The following is a 17723-nucleotide window of genomic DNA, read 5'->3' as shown; positions in this document are numbered from 1 at the left end:
CCAATATGAGTCAAGAACTTTATTACGTCGTCCGCTACACAGGCCCGTTCGGCTATATAAAGCCGTGGACCGCTGTGCGCGATGAACGAACTTTCAGCCAGCAGTTTTTGACGCCAAGTATCGCTGAAGGTATTCGGCAAAAACTGGGAGTAGAAGTAATCCTGCGGCATCGATTGTCGTATGCCAAAATTGATCAGCAACAGGAACGAACGCAATCAAGGGCGTTTGTTATCGAAACCAAACGGAAATGGGCAACGCGGGAGCAATCAATTCTGATACGGGGTGTTATGCTGAATCCCGTCTTACATCTGGCTTTCTCGACCCCTGAAGATGCCGAACTAGCAGCTGAGCAACATGTCTGTTTATGTCGAAATGAGGACGTATTGCTACCAGATGGTTTGGTACTGACTATATCCGCTGACAAGTTTGACCAAATCCCCGGCTTTGAACTTTTGTTTGGTGAAGGCTCATCGGCGGTTATGGTCGGGTATGACCGCTTTCAGGCAAATCAGCCAATGTATGGCACCGTGAAGATTATTGGTAGACCTGTTGGCGCTGATCCCCTCGAATAATGGAACTCTTAGCAAAAAGTCCCGAACAGGGAGGATTGACGCTGTTGCAGCACACGCAGCACGTGGTCGACTGTATTTTGAAAATGGCACGGGAATACGGCTTTAACACGAGATTAGCTCGATTGGGTGCTGTACTGCATGACCTAGGCAAAGCTCATCCCTATTTTCAGCGTGTGTTACAGGGAAAGATTGGTACAGTAGAGAATAATGAATCTGATCCGCACCGGCACGAGATTTCGTCGCTGCTTTTTCTACCCTTATTCGACCGAAGGGATTGGCCTATTCTAATTGATACGGTTGTTGCTCACCATAAATCATTAAAGTCATTACAGAATAATAACGCATCCAGACGTGGACTCAATGATTTGAAACGTGAATTTGGACCCAATGATGTGTTCCTCCGTCATGCCGATTATACATACAGCGCTTGCCAGGAAGTGTGGGAAATCTGGTCGGCGCGGGTAGAACCTGTAGTAAAAGCATTCAAGGTAAACTACCGTTCAATCAGCCGCGAAGAGGCCCGAGAAGCGTTTGATTACGCCATTGAGTACTGTAAAAATCGACCTACTGGTCGGTCGCGATGGCGAGGCTTGCTGATGAGTGCTGACCATTTTGCCTCTGAGCATATGCACGAGGCTAAATCACTTCTTGGCAGCTACTATAAGCGGCCTAATCTAACTTATTACAATCGACAGTCTGATTTACACCCACTTTCATTACTGCCAACTAATCGCCGAAACCGGCATACGCTGGTTATTGCGCCAACAGGGGCTGGAAAGACAGACTTCTTACTGCGCCGTTGTCTGGGGCGAGTCGTATATACGTTGCCGTTTCAAGCTTCAATCAATGCCATGTACCTTCGAGTAAACGAAAATATAAACAAGAAAGATGGTAAATGGCTGCCTCGCAACGAGCAAACGGATGTTCGGCGGGCGCACGCATCGTCACAGATCAGGCTTCGAGACGAAAAAGGTAAGCAGATCGAAGAAGAACAATTCCGGCAGCGAAATCCAGGAGCTAGTATTAAAGTAACAACTCCGCACCAGTTGGCTAGTATTGTATTTAAGACTAGTGGTCATGAAGCGGCAGCACTCGACGTTGCTGACTGTGACGTGATTTTAGATGAGGTGCATGTATACGACAATCTGGCTCGGGCAATGACGCTTGAGTTGGTTAAGGAACTGGTACGGTTAGGATGCCGGGTGCATATTGGCACAGCTACTATTCCTGATGATCTAAAACAGCATCTCATTAATGCACTGGGCGGTAGCCGACGTGTTTATCAAGTTCACCTAAAAAAACGAGCGCTTACTAAATTTAACCGTCATGAAGTGAGCAAGCTACTGGATGAAGCAGCTGCTCGTGCGCTGGTAAAAAAAGTAGTCACTGGTGAGAATAAGGAGCGTGTCTTGTTTGTCGCTAATCGGGTTAAACTTGCTCAGGAACGGTACCAATGGGCGAAAAAAGAATTGCCTAACGTGCCCGTATTGTTAGTTCATAGTCGTTTCCGACGGTGCGACAGAGCTGATTTGGAATGTCTGATTGATGTATTTGACAAATCAGAGGGGCCATGCGTGGTTATTGCTACACAGGTTGTCGAAGTAAGTTTAGATATTTCGTTTGACCGACTAGTAACGGATGCCGCCCCATTGGATAGCTTGATTCAGCGTTTCGGGCGTATTCACCGTCGACGCACTTCCGATACGATTGGTACTTACAAGCCGGTTCAGGTAATCGCACCAGCTATTACTGACAAGGACATCTTGCCCTATGATGCGGAAGTAGTTCGACGCAGTTTTGATTTGCTGCCCGATGGATTACTACGTGAGACAGAGTTGCAGCAACTCATTAATCAGGTATACGATAAAATCACTGTTCCGCCGATTGATATTCATACTGCTCCTATTTGGGAACTGTGTCATCGTCCGAAGTCATACCTGATTGATGCTCTTGAAATAGATGGAGCTGTTTGCATTCTGGCAAAGGATCGGGAAACGTACTTAAAACCGAAGGGTATAAACCGCCAGGAATTAGAGATACCCGTTCCTTGGAAGAGTATTGCCGCTTTCGTTGCTGCCAAAACCTTTCCTCCACTCGAAGCAGGTAATTATCCATACGTTATTCCGGATAATTTGTATCAATATGACCCAGAAGGTATCACACTAGGACTTGTATTGCCCGATAAACCAGAATCGGTGCGCACGGGAGCTTCCTCAACTACAGCTAAACGAATGATCTGATATGTACACAGCTTACTTAGGGCGTCGGCTTGTTGAATTACTCAACGCTCGCGATCAGACCCAACGAACGGTGCAGGATTTTTTCTCGAATGAGTATTTTACGTTGTTCTTCAACGACGAACGATTCCTGCAACACGTCAATAATTCGAAGTTTGATCAAGCCTACAAGCAGAAGGGGAAAACACCACTCACGGAAGTGGTACGAACGAATGTTTTGGCGGCTCAGCATCAGCGAATCCAACACGACACCCCCGACGGTTCCTTCTTTTTGGGCGGTGCCGCAGCCGAAGCGACAGCTGGAACGTCGGGGCAGGTAACCGACATTCTGTTACCCATCTCACCCGAAGAAGTGTATGCTTCGTGGATTGGAGCAGCTTTAGGAATTGGGGTAAGTGGAGGACTAAACGTACTGGTTGACGATGATCTTGTTCTACTGACTCTGTATGATGGCTGGCAATATTATCGGGCGTTCATGAAACAGACGCATAACCTGAAACCGCATCAGATTAATACTTGGAATGGCTGGTGGCTTACCAATGCATTTCGGGATGATTTTGATCCGACAAATCCATTTGATCATCAACCTGATCTGAAAGTAGATAAAGCTTCGGGAATTGCGAGTCTGGAAACACAGAAGTGGGTAGGTGTCATTTTTGCGCTGGCTCACAAAATTCCACGCCCGCTAACAGCTTACGTGTATTCGCTCAGCCAGATGAACACTACAGTTGGATTCATTCAGATTCAATTGCGCGACATAGTTGAGGTTTTGCGTGAACTTCATCGGCAGCTTTTCCCCTTGCGAGAAGGCTTGTCTTATGAAAAAGTAGCGAGTTTGTATGAAACCGAAGTGGGCTTTCAAAAAGCCTGCGAACTAGGCGCTATCGGTGTCCAGGCAATTGAGCCAGAAAGTCTGCGCGAATACATGCTCGGAGCGCGTGGGAGTGGCAAGCCGTTTAAAACGCCAAAGAACAGAGAAGACTCTTTATGGATCACTTACAAAATTTATGAAATCTGGATCACTGCCATGCTAAACAACAGAAAATTATTGGAACTCAGCGAAAACGTAGCGGCCATACTCATCCAAATGTCAGATCCTAGAGGCAAAAAAGGGGGAAGCAACCTAGTTAATGAGCTAATGAACTCTACTAACCGCAATCAATTGATTGAGCGCTTCGCCAAACTGATCGACAAGGTGCCGGATCAGCACCCAATGCTAAATGAAATAGCCAGTACGATTGCGATCATGCCTCTAACCGATATCCCCCTCTTTATTGCTCTTATGAAACTAAAATACGCAGTTGAAGAGGCCAAATTAACCACCAGTGCATTAAAAGCTAACTAATCGAACCATGAAACCTTACCTTTATTTACGTGGCCTAAAAGTGGCCGAGCATACTGTTTTTGCCGTTCAAGATGGTCAGAAGAACTATTATGACCCGACGTTCAATAAACGAGTGTCTTATTCAAGCGGCCAGCAGGTAAAACGCTCATTACTGGATATGCTTTCTGAAACGCTGGCAGAAGACCGGGCACCTGTGACGTTCAATTACGAGATCAATAACAAAGACGAGTTGGGAAATAAAGAACCCTGGTCGCCCTGTGATCCAACGTATGCCGACCAATTGATTGGGGGCTGGATGCGGGCGCGGCCGGGTGTAGTGACCTTAAAACGACGCAGCCCATTGTCTATTTCGGCTATGCGGCCATTGCACCCATTGTTGGTAAGCATGACAAACGAAAATCTGACATTCGACCGGAGTGACCGACCAGACAATAATCCAATACGAGTTATTAACGCTGCCGGAGAAGCGCTTTCCGAGGAGCAGATTAATGATTATCTAACTAGAAAACAACGCACGTTACCGCGTCGGCACTGGATTCCAGATAATTCCCGAACAACCGGTTTGTTCGTTTTCGATGTTGCCATCGATTTAAACCGGCTATTCAGTGTTTCCGTCAATCAACATGAACCGGAATTAACCGCGGATTCTCTACAGAATCTACGGAATGCTGGCTGGGTAGCCTCCGCTGATGGCGAACGACTTATTGCTCCCGCTGAACGTCGAACGGAAATTATTCCAGCTTTAGCATCAGCATTAGTTAACTGGCATGTCACCAGCAATCAAGCGCGCACCTACAGTCCACAAACGATGCTGGCTATTACTATTAGCGATAATGCCAGCCGAATTGCCGGAGCGATTCGAGCCGACCTGGATGCTGATCAAAATAGGGATAATAGCTACCGGGCCATTCCAATTGTGGAGCCTATTAAGGGAGTTGATTTATTTACTTCTCTGGCTTGCAAAGGGTATGTGCCGGGTGTTAGCGGTTCGGCCGATGCGATGGAACAGGCGGAACAACGGCTGGTTGAATTGTTGTCGGCTTACAAGTACGAAAACTGATGACCACCCTTAACCCCCGCATCGGTGGGATGCTGGTGGGCTACTACCAGCTGTGCCCCCGAAAGGCATGGCTATCGATGCGGGGGCTGTGGATGGAGCAGGAGTCGGATGCGGTGGCGCTCGGACGATTGCTCGATGACCATAGCTACCACCGTGCCGAGAAACACCTCACCATCAACGCTGAAGCCCCTGATGGCACGGAATTGATTGGTAAGATCGACCGGACGAACCTCAAGAACGGCGTTCTGCACGAAACAAAGAAAGGTCGGGCCTGCGAGGATTCGCACCGCTGGCAGGTCCAGTTCTACCTCTGGTTGCTTTATCTCAACGGCGTAACCCGTTCTAACGGACAGCCGTTCACCGGTCAACTGGATTACCCGTTACTGCGCCGAGCGGAACCTGTTACGCTGGATGCTGAACATATCATTGAACTTGCCACTACTGTATCGGCACTCCGGTCCATAGCGGCTCAGGAAACACCCCCTCCCAGACTTACGAAGCGAAAATTTTGTACCACATGCGCTTTCGAAGAACTCTGTTATGGATAAAAGGCGAATGAAGTAATGTGTTATCTCACCATTTCGCTCATTAACTAATATGAAACGACCCCATTACCTGTTTTCCAGCGGCCGGTTGCGTCGCCAACACAATACACTCTGCCTGGAACGAACCACTGGTGAGCGCTTACCCGATGATGACCCTGATGATCAGGGATTACCTTCCGCCGAGGCTGACGGTGCCCGAACTCCTTTTCCTGTCGAAGCCGTCGACAGTCTGTACCTGTTCGGTGAAATTGATATTAACAGCAAACTCGTTACGTTTCTGGGACAGCAGGGCATTCCAACATTTTTTTACGACTATTACGGCAATTACACGGCCACTCTATTCCCGCGTGAAGGTCAGTTGTCGGGTCGGTTACGCGTCGATCAGGCCCGGCACTATCTGAGTGCAAAAAGGCGACTGGTATTAGCTCGTGCCTTTGTCGAAGCAGCTTTGTTTAACATCGAACGGGTCATCAAATATTACCAGCCCCGGTTGGCAGGGCAGGAGCAGACGGCTGTGCAGGATACCCTACTTGAACTTAAAAAAGACCGTGAAGCACTACCGATGGCGATCGACATTCCCACATTGATGGCAGTTGAAGGGCGTATTCGGGATCGGTATTATCGACTTTGGCCCCACTTTCTGGGACCGGAGGTCGCTATCCGATTTCCGTTTAATAAGCGCGAACGACGACCGCCTTCCAATGAGTTGAACGCTCTAATTTCGTTCGGTAACTCGCTTTGCTATTCAACTGTGTTGAGACAAATTTACCGGACTGCTCTCGACCCAACCATTGCCTACCTGCACGAACCCGGCGACCGTAGATTTTCACTGGCCCTAGACCTAGCCGAAGTTTTCAAACCCTTGCTGGTAGACCGGATGATTTTTCGCCTTCTAAAAACGGGTGAGCTGAATCCACGGCATTTTGAAAAATATCTGGGTGGCTGTTATCTAACCGAAGCTGGACGTAAAATCGTAGTCGGTAACTGGGACGAGCGTCTGAGCCAGACTGTCCAACACCGAACGATGAATAAGAAGGTATCTTACGAACGACTGATTCGCCATGAGTGCTATAAACTCGTACGTCACCTATGCGACCCAGTCGGCGATCCTTATCAAGGTTTTCACATGTGGTGGTGACGACGTTTATATTAAACCGTTATGGCTATGCCGTTTTGTATTGCCGTTTATGATGTGAACCAGAAGCGAGTGGGTAAAATGCTGAAGTTATTTCGGCGATACTTAACCTGGGTGCAGAATTCAGTTTTTGAGGGTGACCTGACTGTTAGCCAGTTAAAGCAGTTACAACTGGAGGCGGATGCACTTTTGCAAGAGGATGACGGGGTAGTGTTTTATCAGTTCCGTGACGAACGCTATGTCGAACGTATTGCATTAGGCAAAGACGATGTGAATCGGACACGATTTTTGTAGCTGATTCAGTCGTCATCCTTTATAGAGCAGCCAGACGACGGAGAGCCTAATTGCTAATAACACTCAGATTTTAGCTCTAAAATTGCTTGTAGCGCCTTAAAAAGCTATTTTCAAAAAGTCGTCGGCCTACTACTGTTTTTACAGTATTTCAGGCCGACGACTTTTGCGTTCGTTTTATAGTCTAAAAATCTTTACTTTAAGCTCTATAAAGTGTTATTTTGAGCTTGGTATCAATCGCACCTTCGGGTATTGAAATGGGTTAAAGTGCGAGACGCTGGATCTCTCCTGGGGCTGTATCAATCGCACCTTCGGGTATTGAAATAAAGAGCCCCAGGTTATTCACATCATCGGGGTTTTAGAGTATCAATCGCACCTTCGGGTATTGAAATGTAGCGGCTGGCCGTTGGCAGACAGCGCACCGTATGAGTATCAATCGCACCTTCGGGTATTGAAATGTTTGACGAACTGAGCAAAGTAACGCGTACGGCTGGTATCAATCGCACCTTCGGGTATTGAAATTTTGGCGTTGCGTTCGTAACGAATTGATAGTTCGGGTATCAATCGCACCTTCGGGTATTGAAATTAGACGAAACCGAACGGTGATGGGCATACGTAGTCGTATCAATCGCACCTTCGGGTATTGAAATGTTGCCCTCTGTCGAAGCCTTAGCCGCCTATCCAGCCGTATCAATCGCACCTTCGGGTATTGAAATTGGGTATCAAAACGAAGTTTACGGGTCATAGTATCTCGTATCAATCGCACCTTCGGGTATTGAAATTTGGTCTGCGTCGCTGAGGTGTTGGTCGACAGGAAGCGTATCAATCGCACCTTCGGGTATTGAAATAATGGCGTCCAGGTTACGGTCGGTTAGATTCAGCCCCAGTATCAATCGCACCTTCGGGTATTGAAATAGATGTTGGTACTCTCGTCCAGATACAGGCACATGATGTATCAATCGCACCTTCGGGTATTGAAATTCCCCAATGGTGAGGTTATACGCGGCCGGTTCGGGGTTGTATCAATCGCACCTTCGGGTATTGAAATACAGCAGCGACCTATCGGCCCTAACCATCCTGTCAGGTAGTATCAATCGCACCTTCGGGTATTGAAATTAGGTGTCCAGAAACAGCTTTGGTGTCCCCGAGAAACTGTATCAATCGCACCTTCGGGTATTGAAATGTGAATGATTCGGGCTTCGTAACCCGGCCCAGAAACTTGTATCAATCGCACCTTCGGGTATTGAAATGTGGGGGCTATCAGGTCGTTGGCTCCGGCACCGTTCGTGTATCAATCGCACCTTCGGGTATTGAAATGTTGAATTAATTTTCTGCTGGTTTATCCTCGTCAGCCGGTATCAATCGCACCTTCGGGTATTGAAATGACTTAATCGACCGGGTGAACGCCAAGCTGACTGAGTATCAATCGCACCTTCGGGTATTGAAATTACGAGGTCTTAATATTGGCGATGTCGGTAAGCGGTATCAATCGCACCTTCGGGTATTGAAATAATACATACCGGCACCAAACTATAAGCGTAAAGGGGTATCAATCGCACCTTCGGGTATTGAAATTATCAATCGTACCCCAGTCAATCGCCAGAATCTGACTGAGTATCAATCGCACCTTCGGGTATTGAAATGAGCTAACCCCTAATTGATGGGACGCCCCACCAATGTATCAATCGCACCTTCGGGTATTGAAATGCGCTTGGCAAAGTCGCGTTCGATCTTTTCGCGGGCTGTATCAATCGCACCTTCGGGTATTGAAATTAAAAGGCGGCATTTCAGACGCTATGAAGCGTTGCGCGGTATCAATCGCACCTTCGGGTATTGAAATTCAGGCGCAATTCCCAAGTGTTACCCAGGCCGGCCGCTAGTATCAATCGCACCTTCGGGTATTGAAATTAGCACCGTGGAGTAATGTTGTGATGGGTTGCACCTGTATCAATCGCACCTTCGGGTATTGAAATTATTCAATTACTTGCCTTGCCGCCAACAGGGCGTTGTGTATCAATCGCACCTTCGGGTATTGAAATTTGGAACGGGTCACGTTCGACGGTTCGCCGGGCATCCGTATCAATCGCACCTTCGGGTATTGAAATTCGTTATGATTGGTGTAGATGTCGTTAATGAGCTCCGGGTATCAATCGCACCTTCGGGTATTGAAATAGGTTAACAAACTCGCTTTTCCATCGAACCGGATCTGTATCAATCGCACCTTCGGGTATTGAAATTGGTAGTTAAGCTGCTTTAGATCAAATTGCACTAGGTATCAATCGCACCTTCGGGTATTGAAATATTTAGGTCGGGGTATGGGGCTTGAGCCGGTCATTAGTATCAATCGCACCTTCGGGTATTGAAATTCATTCTCACATTCAGACAGCTAAACGGATTCGGGTATCAATCGCACCTTCGGGTATTGAAATGGCGGTGGTCTACTACCACCAATCGGGCTTACCGGGCGTATCAATCGCACCTTCGGGTATTGAAATCTTCGTAACGCCGTTGACGTCGTCTAAGTCGGCAAGTATCAATCGCACCTTCGGGTATTGAAATGTTTGAGCGGGAAAACGTCGCCGTCGAACTATTCGGAGTATCAATCGCACCTTCGGGTATTGAAATATGCCGTCGGCGCGGGTTCCCCGCAAACGATCCGCGTATCAATCGCACCTTCGGGTATTGAAATCAGGTAATAGCCTTGAAGCATCGTATTCACCTGCCGTATCAATCGCACCTTCGGGTATTGAAATTAGGTAGTTGTAGCTCACCGTGGCCGGGGGTGGGTCGGGTATCAATCGCACCTTCGGGTATTGAAATGAAGGGGGTGGGCCTGCTCCAGATAGGCTTTAATGTATCAATCGCACCTTCGGGTATTGAAATACGAAACAGCCGCCAGGACGTAACCATGCGCGGGTTTGTATCAATCGCACCTTCGGGTATTGAAATTTTGTCGATGACCAGGCGCAAAGCCGGGATCAGAGCGTATCAATCGCACCTTCGGGTATTGAAATCAGGGGCGGGTACGCCTTGTATTCTTCGCCGGTATGTATCAATCGCACCTTCGGGTATTGAAATCTGGTCGTACGCTGTTGGACGTGGGCTTCTACTCCCGTATCAATCGCACCTTCGGGTATTGAAATGTGGTTATACTAGGCGTGGTTGTTTTGATTGCGGCAGTATCAATCGCACCTTCGGGTATTGAAATGGCTTCTTCCTCCTCGCGCAACCTGATCTGCTCGGCGTATCAATCGCACCTTCGGGTATTGAAATGGAAACTATCTGAGCAGACCCGCCTGCACGGAGAGAGTATCAATCGCACCTTCGGGTATTGAAATATCGCCACAGAAGATGTAGGCACCCAGAGACGGAAAGTATCAATCGCACCTTCGGGTATTGAAATGCGAAATTCGGTTTAGCTCCTCAATCGCGGCTACCGTATCAATCGCACCTTCGGGTATTGAAATCTGGGAGTAGAAGCCCACGTCGACCAGGGTACGACGTATCAATCGCACCTTCGGGTATTGAAATATGTTATCCAGTGTCTGCCGGGAAATGCCTAATTCATAGTATCAATCGCACCTTCGGGTATTGAAATACCGTAAACCCACTCGATAAACTGACCACCCGGCAGCGGGTATCAATCGCACCTTCGGGTATTGAAATTTTAGCCGTGGCCAGCTTGCGTTCCCACCAGCGTAGGTATCAATCGCACCTTCGGGTATTGAAATTCGGCCACGCAGATTCACGGCAGCATGAGCATTGAGTATCAATCGCACCTTCGGGTATTGAAATCTGGTGGGCCGCGCTGGTTGATGTTGTTCATACGCTCGGGTATCAATCGCACCTTCGGGTATTGAAATGTAATTAATCATTTGAAAGGTGTAGCCAAAAACAAATTGTATCAATCGCACCTTCGGGTATTGAAATCTTATCGGATCCTTTCTTACCCGATTTCAGCCCTTGCTTGTATCAATCGCACCTTCGGGTATTGAAATATGAGCTAGGCGATTCCGCCCGGGCTAAGTACCATAGTATCAATCGCACCTTCGGGTATTGAAATCAACCACCAGTTCAGCGAGAACTCGGAACACAAGCTGGTATCAATCGCACCTTCGGGTATTGAAATACGGTTCACGCACGGCTACATCCTCATCGCAGACAAAGTATCAATCGCACCTTCGGGTATTGAAATGAAACAGCTGCGCCCACCGTGCCCCCTTCCGCTTTGGAGTATCAATCGCACCTTCGGGTATTGAAATGGGGGAAAGCCTACCAGCGCCACGGTGAAGCATGAGTATCAATCGCACCTTCGGGTATTGAAATGCAAACCCGGCGCGGCTTTATACTGGTTTAGGCTGATGTATCAATCGCACCTTCGGGTATTGAAATCAGTTCGAGCACCTGGCGGGTCTGCCCCCGGGTCCGGGTATCAATCGCACCTTCGGGTATTGAAATTTTCGAATCCTGATGGAAGATCCTGCGGTGAAGGGGTATCAATCGCACCTTCGGGTATTGAAATCAAGCGGCTCATGCAGGCGACGGCGACGCTGACGGAGTATCAATCGCACCTTCGGGTATTGAAATTTAAACGGCGCAAGGTGGAGCGGTTGCAGGCCAACGTATCAATCGCACCTTCGGGTATTGAAATGTGAACCGGCAGAAGCCCGGTAAGCTGAGCACGGGGGGGTATCAATCGCACCTTCGGGTATTGAAATCTGTAGAGGTGTGGGCTAATTCCCGCTAACAGGCATTAGTATCAATCGCACCTTCGGGTATTGAAATCATTCCAGCCGCCCCGGGATTTATCGTCCGCCCGCCAGGTATCAATCGCACCTTCGGGTATTGAAATGGAATCAACCGGACCTCTACCGTACCGTCTACCGGTACGTATCAATCGCACCTTCGGGTATTGAAATCTTACACCAGTCTGGCATCTTTGCGGTGGCATGAATGTATCAATCGCACCTTCGGGTATTGAAATTTCTGGTCGACCGACGGTGAAATTTACAGTCAGCAGTATCAATCGCACCTTCGGGTATTGAAATGGAGATACGGCCGAATTGGTGATGCGCGATTCTGATTGTATCAATCGCACCTTCGGGTATTGAAATGAGTAGGAAAACGCCCGGATAAACGTCGCTCGAGCGGCGTATCAATCGCACCTTCGGGTATTGAAATAAATCCGAGTCGAGCTCCAAAAAATCCGAGTCAACATGTATCAATCGCACCTTCGGGTATTGAAATGAGGGAAAGGCACGAAAGGCGGCTGCTACGTAAACCGTATCAATCGCACCTTCGGGTATTGAAATGTTTTCTTGCAGACCAGGTACATCACGCCCTTTATGTATCAATCGCACCTTCGGGTATTGAAATCACCCAGTTACGCGCTTCAGCAGAACCGGTGACCCGGGTATCAATCGCACCTTCGGGTATTGAAATATGGCTTGAAATTGGGAGCTAGTAAAACCCTCTTTGTATCAATCGCACCTTCGGGTATTGAAATGCGCAGGTCAGTATAGGCCCGGTAAAAACCCCGGGCGTATCAATCGCACCTTCGGGTATTGAAATTTAGTATATCTCGCTTCAGGCACTCCACACACAAGGTATCAATCGCACCTTCGGGTATTGAAATGTCTACCTCCTTTTCTAATGCGATACCGGCAAGAGGTATCAATCGCACCTTCGGGTATTGAAATGTATTTGTAGCAGAACCACTCTTTGTTGAAGCCGGGTATCAATCGCACCTTCGGGTATTGAAATTTTCCTTGACCAGCGCCACCGCGTCAACCTTTTGGTGTATCAATCGCACCTTCGGGTATTGAAATTTCGTCGGCGCCAATGGTATGGTAATCGGTGGCGTTCGTATCAATCGCACCTTCGGGTATTGAAATATCAGCTGCTAAGCACCACGTTTACGGGGAACACCCCGTATCAATCGCACCTTCGGGTATTGAAATTGCGAAGAACAATCCGGACTCACGATTCAGCAGAAGTATCAATCGCACCTTCGGGTATTGAAATCTACGACACGCTGACAATATCGATAAGAAGAAAAAGGTATCAATCGCACCTTCGGGTATTGAAATATGGCAGTTTGAAGCTGTAGGGCTGGCCGGGCGTAACGTATCAATCGCACCTTCGGGTATTGAAATGATAGACGGAATACACGCCCGTGGTGTAGGTGACCGTATCAATCGCACCTTCGGGTATTGAAATTCGGTACTGACGTGTAGTTCGAAGTCAATTGGAAAGTGTATCAATCGCACCTTCGGGTATTGAAATAGTCGAATCTGATGCCGAATCCGTCCTGCTGAATCTCAGTATCAATCGCACCTTCGGGTATTGAAATCAGCGTCTACGGCCTTGCTGGCGATTGAAAAGACAAGTATCAATCGCACCTTCGGGTATTGAAATGGGGCAATGCCTCCGGCATTCTTACCAGCCGATTGGTATCAATCGCACCTTCGGGTATTGAAATTAATATTTACCTATCCGATAAAATGCCGGAACCTATGTATCAATCGCACCTTCGGGTATTGAAATGCAGTTTTTTGCTGATTTCTTCTACGGCGAACACCATGTATCAATCGCACCTTCGGGTATTGAAATCTGGGTATCTGGCTGCGTAAATCGAAGGAGGGAGGTATCAATCGCACCTTCGGGTATTGAAATTAGTATTCCTGGCCACCACGGTTGATGGCCATCACCTCGTATCAATCGCACCTTCGGGTATTGAAATGTCTTTTACACGGCCTCGCATCCGTACATGAGCCTGTATCAATCGCACCTTCGGGTATTGAAATCCTGAATCCGGACTGGTGTGAGCTGGACCACGTCGGCAGTATCAATCGCACCTTCGGGTATTGAAATGGGGCTGTTGGTTTAGTCGTATTTGGTGAGCTTTGGGTATCAATCGCACCTTCGGGTATTGAAATTTGATCTGCTGAGCCGCGAAGGGGCGGAAGATTTGTCGTATCAATCGCACCTTCGGGTATTGAAATTATCTGCGTTCTGGATGGTCAGGAGTCGTCTACCGACATGTATCAATCGCACCTTCGGGTATTGAAATGGACGTTATAGAGCACAATCAGCGTACCGTCAGCCAGCGTATCAATCGCACCTTCGGGTATTGAAATTGGACACGCCCCCGTTCCAGTAGTAGCTATTGGGCCGTATCAATCGCACCTTCGGGTATTGAAATCGAATTTGTCATTAACAACCGGGCCTTACAGGAACCGTATCAATCGCACCTTCGGGTATTGAAATTTTGCCCGCTTCCTGAGTTGTGGTTTATCGGCCAATCGTATCAATCGCACCTTCGGGTATTGAAATTTACGTTCGTGGGTACTTCCGGCGGGGGGATCGGGTATCAATCGCACCTTCGGGTATTGAAATTTTTAACGATTCGGTTTTCAGCTGGATCAGCCGAAGGTATCAATCGCACCTTCGGGTATTGAAATTCCAAATCAATTCGGTCGCGCCGATACCCGTGGCCGCCTGTATCAATCGCACCTTCGGGTATTGAAATGGGGTATATTCTTGAGTCATGCTCTGATCCTCGCTTGTATCAATCGCACCTTCGGGTATTGAAATTATCCAGTGCGGGCTACCTCACGATCAGCAACAGCGTATCAATCGCACCTTCGGGTATTGAAATCGAATTTGGCCCGCTTGCGAACGCGGCTCGCGGACGTATCAATCGCACCTTCGGGTATTGAAATAATACAGCTACGAAACGAGCGAGGACGAGACACCAGGTATCAATCGCACCTTCGGGTATTGAAATGCGTTATTTGTCTGAGCTATCGGCTATCAACGTAGCGGTATCAATCGCACCTTCGGGTATTGAAATTACACGTCAATCAACTCTTGCCACTTCTGAAACGCTTGTATCAATCGCACCTTCGGGTATTGAAATTCAGGCGGCATTGGTGGTGATCAGACGGTTCTACGCGGGTATCAATCGCACCTTCGGGTATTGAAATGTTGTAATCTGTTTGGCGCGGAGGTAAACCGTTTTGTATCAATCGCACCTTCGGGTATTGAAATAATATCGTTTTCTACTTGTTCATAGCCCGCCTGAGGTATCAATCGCACCTTCGGGTATTGAAATTTGCTTAGTAGCCAGACTTTCGAGTTGGTAGGATTGTATCAATCGCACCTTCGGGTATTGAAATGAAGATTCTGAAGTTGATCCGAAAGGCGCATCTGTGTATCAATCGCACCTTCGGGTATTGAAATAAGATTGAACTATACGCGGCTGATGCGGCCCTGGAGTATCAATCGCACCTTCGGGTATTGAAATTCGTCGAGTCGCGTTTGAAAAACCGCGTAAGGGCCTGGTATCAATCGCACCTTCGGGTATTGAAATGTGAGTGACGTGTAGCGGGCATCCCCCCGGGCGTTGGTGTATCAATCGCACCTTCGGGTATTGAAATCAGACTCGCTGCAACTGAACTCGGGTAACTAACCGCCAGTATCAATCGCACCTTCGGGTATTGAAATAAGAAAGCGAGAAGAAAATCAAGGAATCAGCCAAACAAAGTATCAATCGCACCTTCGGGTATTGAAATCTGGCCTACGCCAACCATTAACCCCGATTTCGATGGAGTATCAATCGCACCTTCGGGTATTGAAATTCGCCTAAAAGGCGAGGGATTTTCTCCCATTCCCAGAGTATCAATCGCACCTTCGGGTATTGAAATGTTATGATCTAGAAGCAGAAGATTACTGTTATGTTGAGTATCAATCGCACCTTCGGGTATTGAAATGACGGAGACGACAAGAGCCGCCAGCGTGGGCGCTGAAGGTATCAATCGCACCTTCGGGTATTGAAATGTGACAAACGCCTGCACATCAACCCTCGCATGGCCTAGTATCAATCGCACCTTCGGGTATTGAAATTTCGCATCCTGAAGCAAAGCGATCCAGCGAACCGCCCGGTATCAATCGCACCTTCGGGTATTGAAATGATGAAATAATAAAACCGGCCTTCATCCACAAGTCCGTATCAATCGCACCTTCGGGTATTGAAATGCGAATCTCATTAAACTGCTCTCGCAATGCATCGTAGTATCAATCGCACCTTCGGGTATTGAAATTAGGGACTGTTTAGTCCTCTGTTGCCTCCGGCTTTTTGTATCAATCGCACCTTCGGGTATTGAAATTATGCGTAGACGTATATACGCTCATGTAGGTTTTGACGTATCAATCGCACCTTCGGGTTTTGAAATACGCTAAACACGTCATTACTCCCTTTATCGACGCGTGTATCAATCGCACCTTCGGGTATTGAAATTTGGCATCTGGACCGAAGGCCGTCGCGTTGAGGTAAGTATCAATCGCACCTTCGGGTATTGAAATTGAGCTGAACAATATCAAGCTGATCAAGAATCAGCCTTAGTATCAATCGCACCTTCGGGTATTGAAATTTCGGTTGCCTCGATTTTATGGTACTTCATACGATGGTATCAATCGCACCTTCGGGTATTGAAAGAGGAATTACCGGGCGATTCGTGGGCTACCAGCCAGCCCGTATCAATCGCACCTTCGGGTATTGAAATACGAGCAATTCGGGTGGGTGGCTGCAATACTATTCGGCGTATCAATCGCACCTTCGGGTATTGAAAGACAAAAGCCGAGATGATCTCGCTTACCGATCTCGCAGGTATCAATCGCACCTACGGGTATTGAAAAGGAATACGTAGCGCCGACGCCCGGCGCTATCGGCTTTGGTATCAATCGCACCTTCGGGTATTGAAATGACCGACTGCCTGGCGGCTTTTGACAAAGCGGTCAACGTATCAATCGCACCTTCAGGTATTGAAATGTCTTCGTCAAGCAGTTAGGGACGCATCTAGTCAAAGTATCAATCGCACCTTCGGGTATTGAAAGTATCGACCTTTGATGGCCTTCAGGAAATCCGACACTTATTAATCGCACCTTCGGGTATTGAAATCTCTAATTATGACCTACTGTCTTCTGAATCCACGCCGATGCTGTTGTTGATGCTTTTGCTCTCGCTTCATGCGTGCTTGTTGCGCTAACTTTTTGACTTCAGCCTCATCAATAGGCTGACTTTTTACAGGTTGCGAATGTTCGATCTCTTGGCCTCCGTCCGTATCTTGTTGACCGCTGGTTTTGGTAGATGTTTGTTGCTGTCGATAGGCCTTGATCATATCAGCCGCCTTGTCCTGGCTCTGGGAGATATCGGGTATCGGGGTAGGTGGTATGGGCTCCCCCAAATAATCTCTTTGTTCTTGGGCGAAGCGGGTTTGGAACTCTTTGACCTTCTTCTCATGCAATACTTTGAGCCGGTCTAATTGACCGTCATACTGGCTTTTATCGTAATGTTTGTTTTGTAGATCTTTGAGATTTGCCTGATCCGCGTAATACTCCTGATTCAGCTGTTCAAGCTCTTTTTCCTGACGAGCGAGAAGATCACTGTATGACATAATGAATGTGAATTAATGATGAATTCAATACCTAACTTACTGGGTTTTAACCGTACAAGAAGACGCCAAGCGTCTCACAGC

Annotated in this window: 8 protein-coding genes and 1 CRISPR repeat array; of the genes, 7 read left to right on the top strand and 1 reads right to left on the bottom strand. The window is 47.8% G+C overall.

The genetic code is table 11. The features are described 5' to 3' along the window. Positions 1-5 precede the first annotated feature (5 nt). The 7 genes from BN8_RS27070 to cas2 are packed head-to-tail and all read left to right on the top strand — an operon-like array spanning position 6 to position 7188. Complete coding sequence (locus BN8_RS27070; RefSeq protein WP_009285144.1) at positions 6-572, top strand: hypothetical protein; 567 nt, start codon at positions 6-8, stop codon at positions 570-572. Continuing rightward, positions 572-2812, top strand: coding sequence for a CRISPR-associated helicase/endonuclease Cas3 (locus BN8_RS27065; RefSeq protein WP_009285143.1), 2241 nt, complete (start codon positions 572-574; stop codon positions 2810-2812). Before BN8_RS27070 ends, BN8_RS27065 begins: the two co-directional genes overlap by 1 nt. 1 nt (position 2813) lies before the next feature. Continuing rightward, positions 2814-4154 (top strand): hypothetical protein, encoded by a 1341-nt coding sequence (locus tag BN8_RS27060; protein WP_009285142.1) that lies wholly within the window; start codon positions 2814-2816, stop codon positions 4152-4154. A gap of 7 nt (positions 4155-4161) precedes the next feature. Next, the gene (locus BN8_RS27055; RefSeq protein WP_009285141.1) at positions 4162-5214 is read left to right on the top strand and encodes a hypothetical protein; all 1053 of its coding nucleotides are present in this window, start codon (positions 4162-4164) and stop codon (positions 5212-5214) included. Further along, entirely contained in the window at positions 5214-5762 is a 549-nt protein-coding gene (locus tag BN8_RS27050; protein ID WP_009285140.1) for a CRISPR-associated protein Cas4, read from the top strand. Before BN8_RS27055 ends, BN8_RS27050 begins: the two co-directional genes overlap by 1 nt. Positions 5763-5811: 49 nt before the next feature. Further along, positions 5812-6897: a type I-B CRISPR-associated endonuclease Cas1b gene (cas1b, locus tag BN8_RS27045; RefSeq protein ID WP_009285139.1), complete on the top strand. Its 1086-nt coding sequence runs from the start codon at positions 5812-5814 to the stop codon at positions 6895-6897. Positions 6898-6924: 27 nt separating this feature from the next. Then, positions 6925-7188 (top strand): CRISPR-associated endonuclease Cas2, encoded by a 264-nt coding sequence (cas2, locus tag BN8_RS27040; protein ID WP_040006576.1) that lies wholly within the window; start codon positions 6925-6927, stop codon positions 7186-7188. 227 nt (positions 7189-7415) lie between these two features. Continuing rightward, positions 7416-17146: a CRISPR direct-repeat array (repeat unit 29 nt; unit sequence GTATCAATCGCACCTTCGGGTATTGAAAT). Between the two features lie 13 nt (positions 17147-17159). Here the strand turns inward: cas2 and BN8_RS27035 are convergent. Then, entirely contained in the window at positions 17160-17642 is a 483-nt protein-coding gene (locus tag BN8_RS27035) for a hypothetical protein (RefSeq protein ID WP_040006575.1), read from the bottom strand. Positions 17643-17723 lie beyond the last annotated feature (81 nt).

Origin of the sequence: Fibrisoma limi BUZ 3, from assembly GCF_000296815.2 — a bacterium.
Lineage (GTDB): Bacteria > Bacteroidota > Bacteroidia > Cytophagales > Spirosomataceae > Fibrisoma > Fibrisoma limi.
This window is presented reverse-complemented; position numbering and strand designations above follow the sequence as displayed.

Bases quoted from the DNA above. Each gene is read 5' to 3' on its own strand.
- BN8_RS27070 (WP_009285144.1), top strand. From the start codon at position 6: ATGAGTCAAGAACTTTATTACGTCGTCCGCTACACAGGCCCGTTCGGC.
- BN8_RS27065 (WP_009285143.1), top strand. From the start codon at position 572: ATGGAACTCTTAGCAAAAAGTCCCGAACAGGGAGGATTGACGCTGTTG.
- BN8_RS27060 (WP_009285142.1), top strand. From the start codon at position 2,814: ATGTACACAGCTTACTTAGGGCGTCGGCTTGTTGAATTACTCAACGCT.
- BN8_RS27055 (WP_009285141.1), top strand. From the start codon at position 4,162: ATGAAACCTTACCTTTATTTACGTGGCCTAAAAGTGGCCGAGCATACT.
- BN8_RS27050 (WP_009285140.1), top strand. From the start codon at position 5,214: ATGACCACCCTTAACCCCCGCATCGGTGGGATGCTGGTGGGCTACTAC.
- cas1b (WP_009285139.1), top strand. From the start codon at position 5,812: ATGAAACGACCCCATTACCTGTTTTCCAGCGGCCGGTTGCGTCGCCAA.
- cas2 (WP_040006576.1), top strand. From the start codon at position 6,925: ATGCCGTTTTGTATTGCCGTTTATGATGTGAACCAGAAGCGAGTGGGT.
- BN8_RS27035 (WP_040006575.1), bottom strand. From the start codon at position 17,642: ATGTCATACAGTGATCTTCTCGCTCGTCAGGAAAAAGAGCTTGAACAG.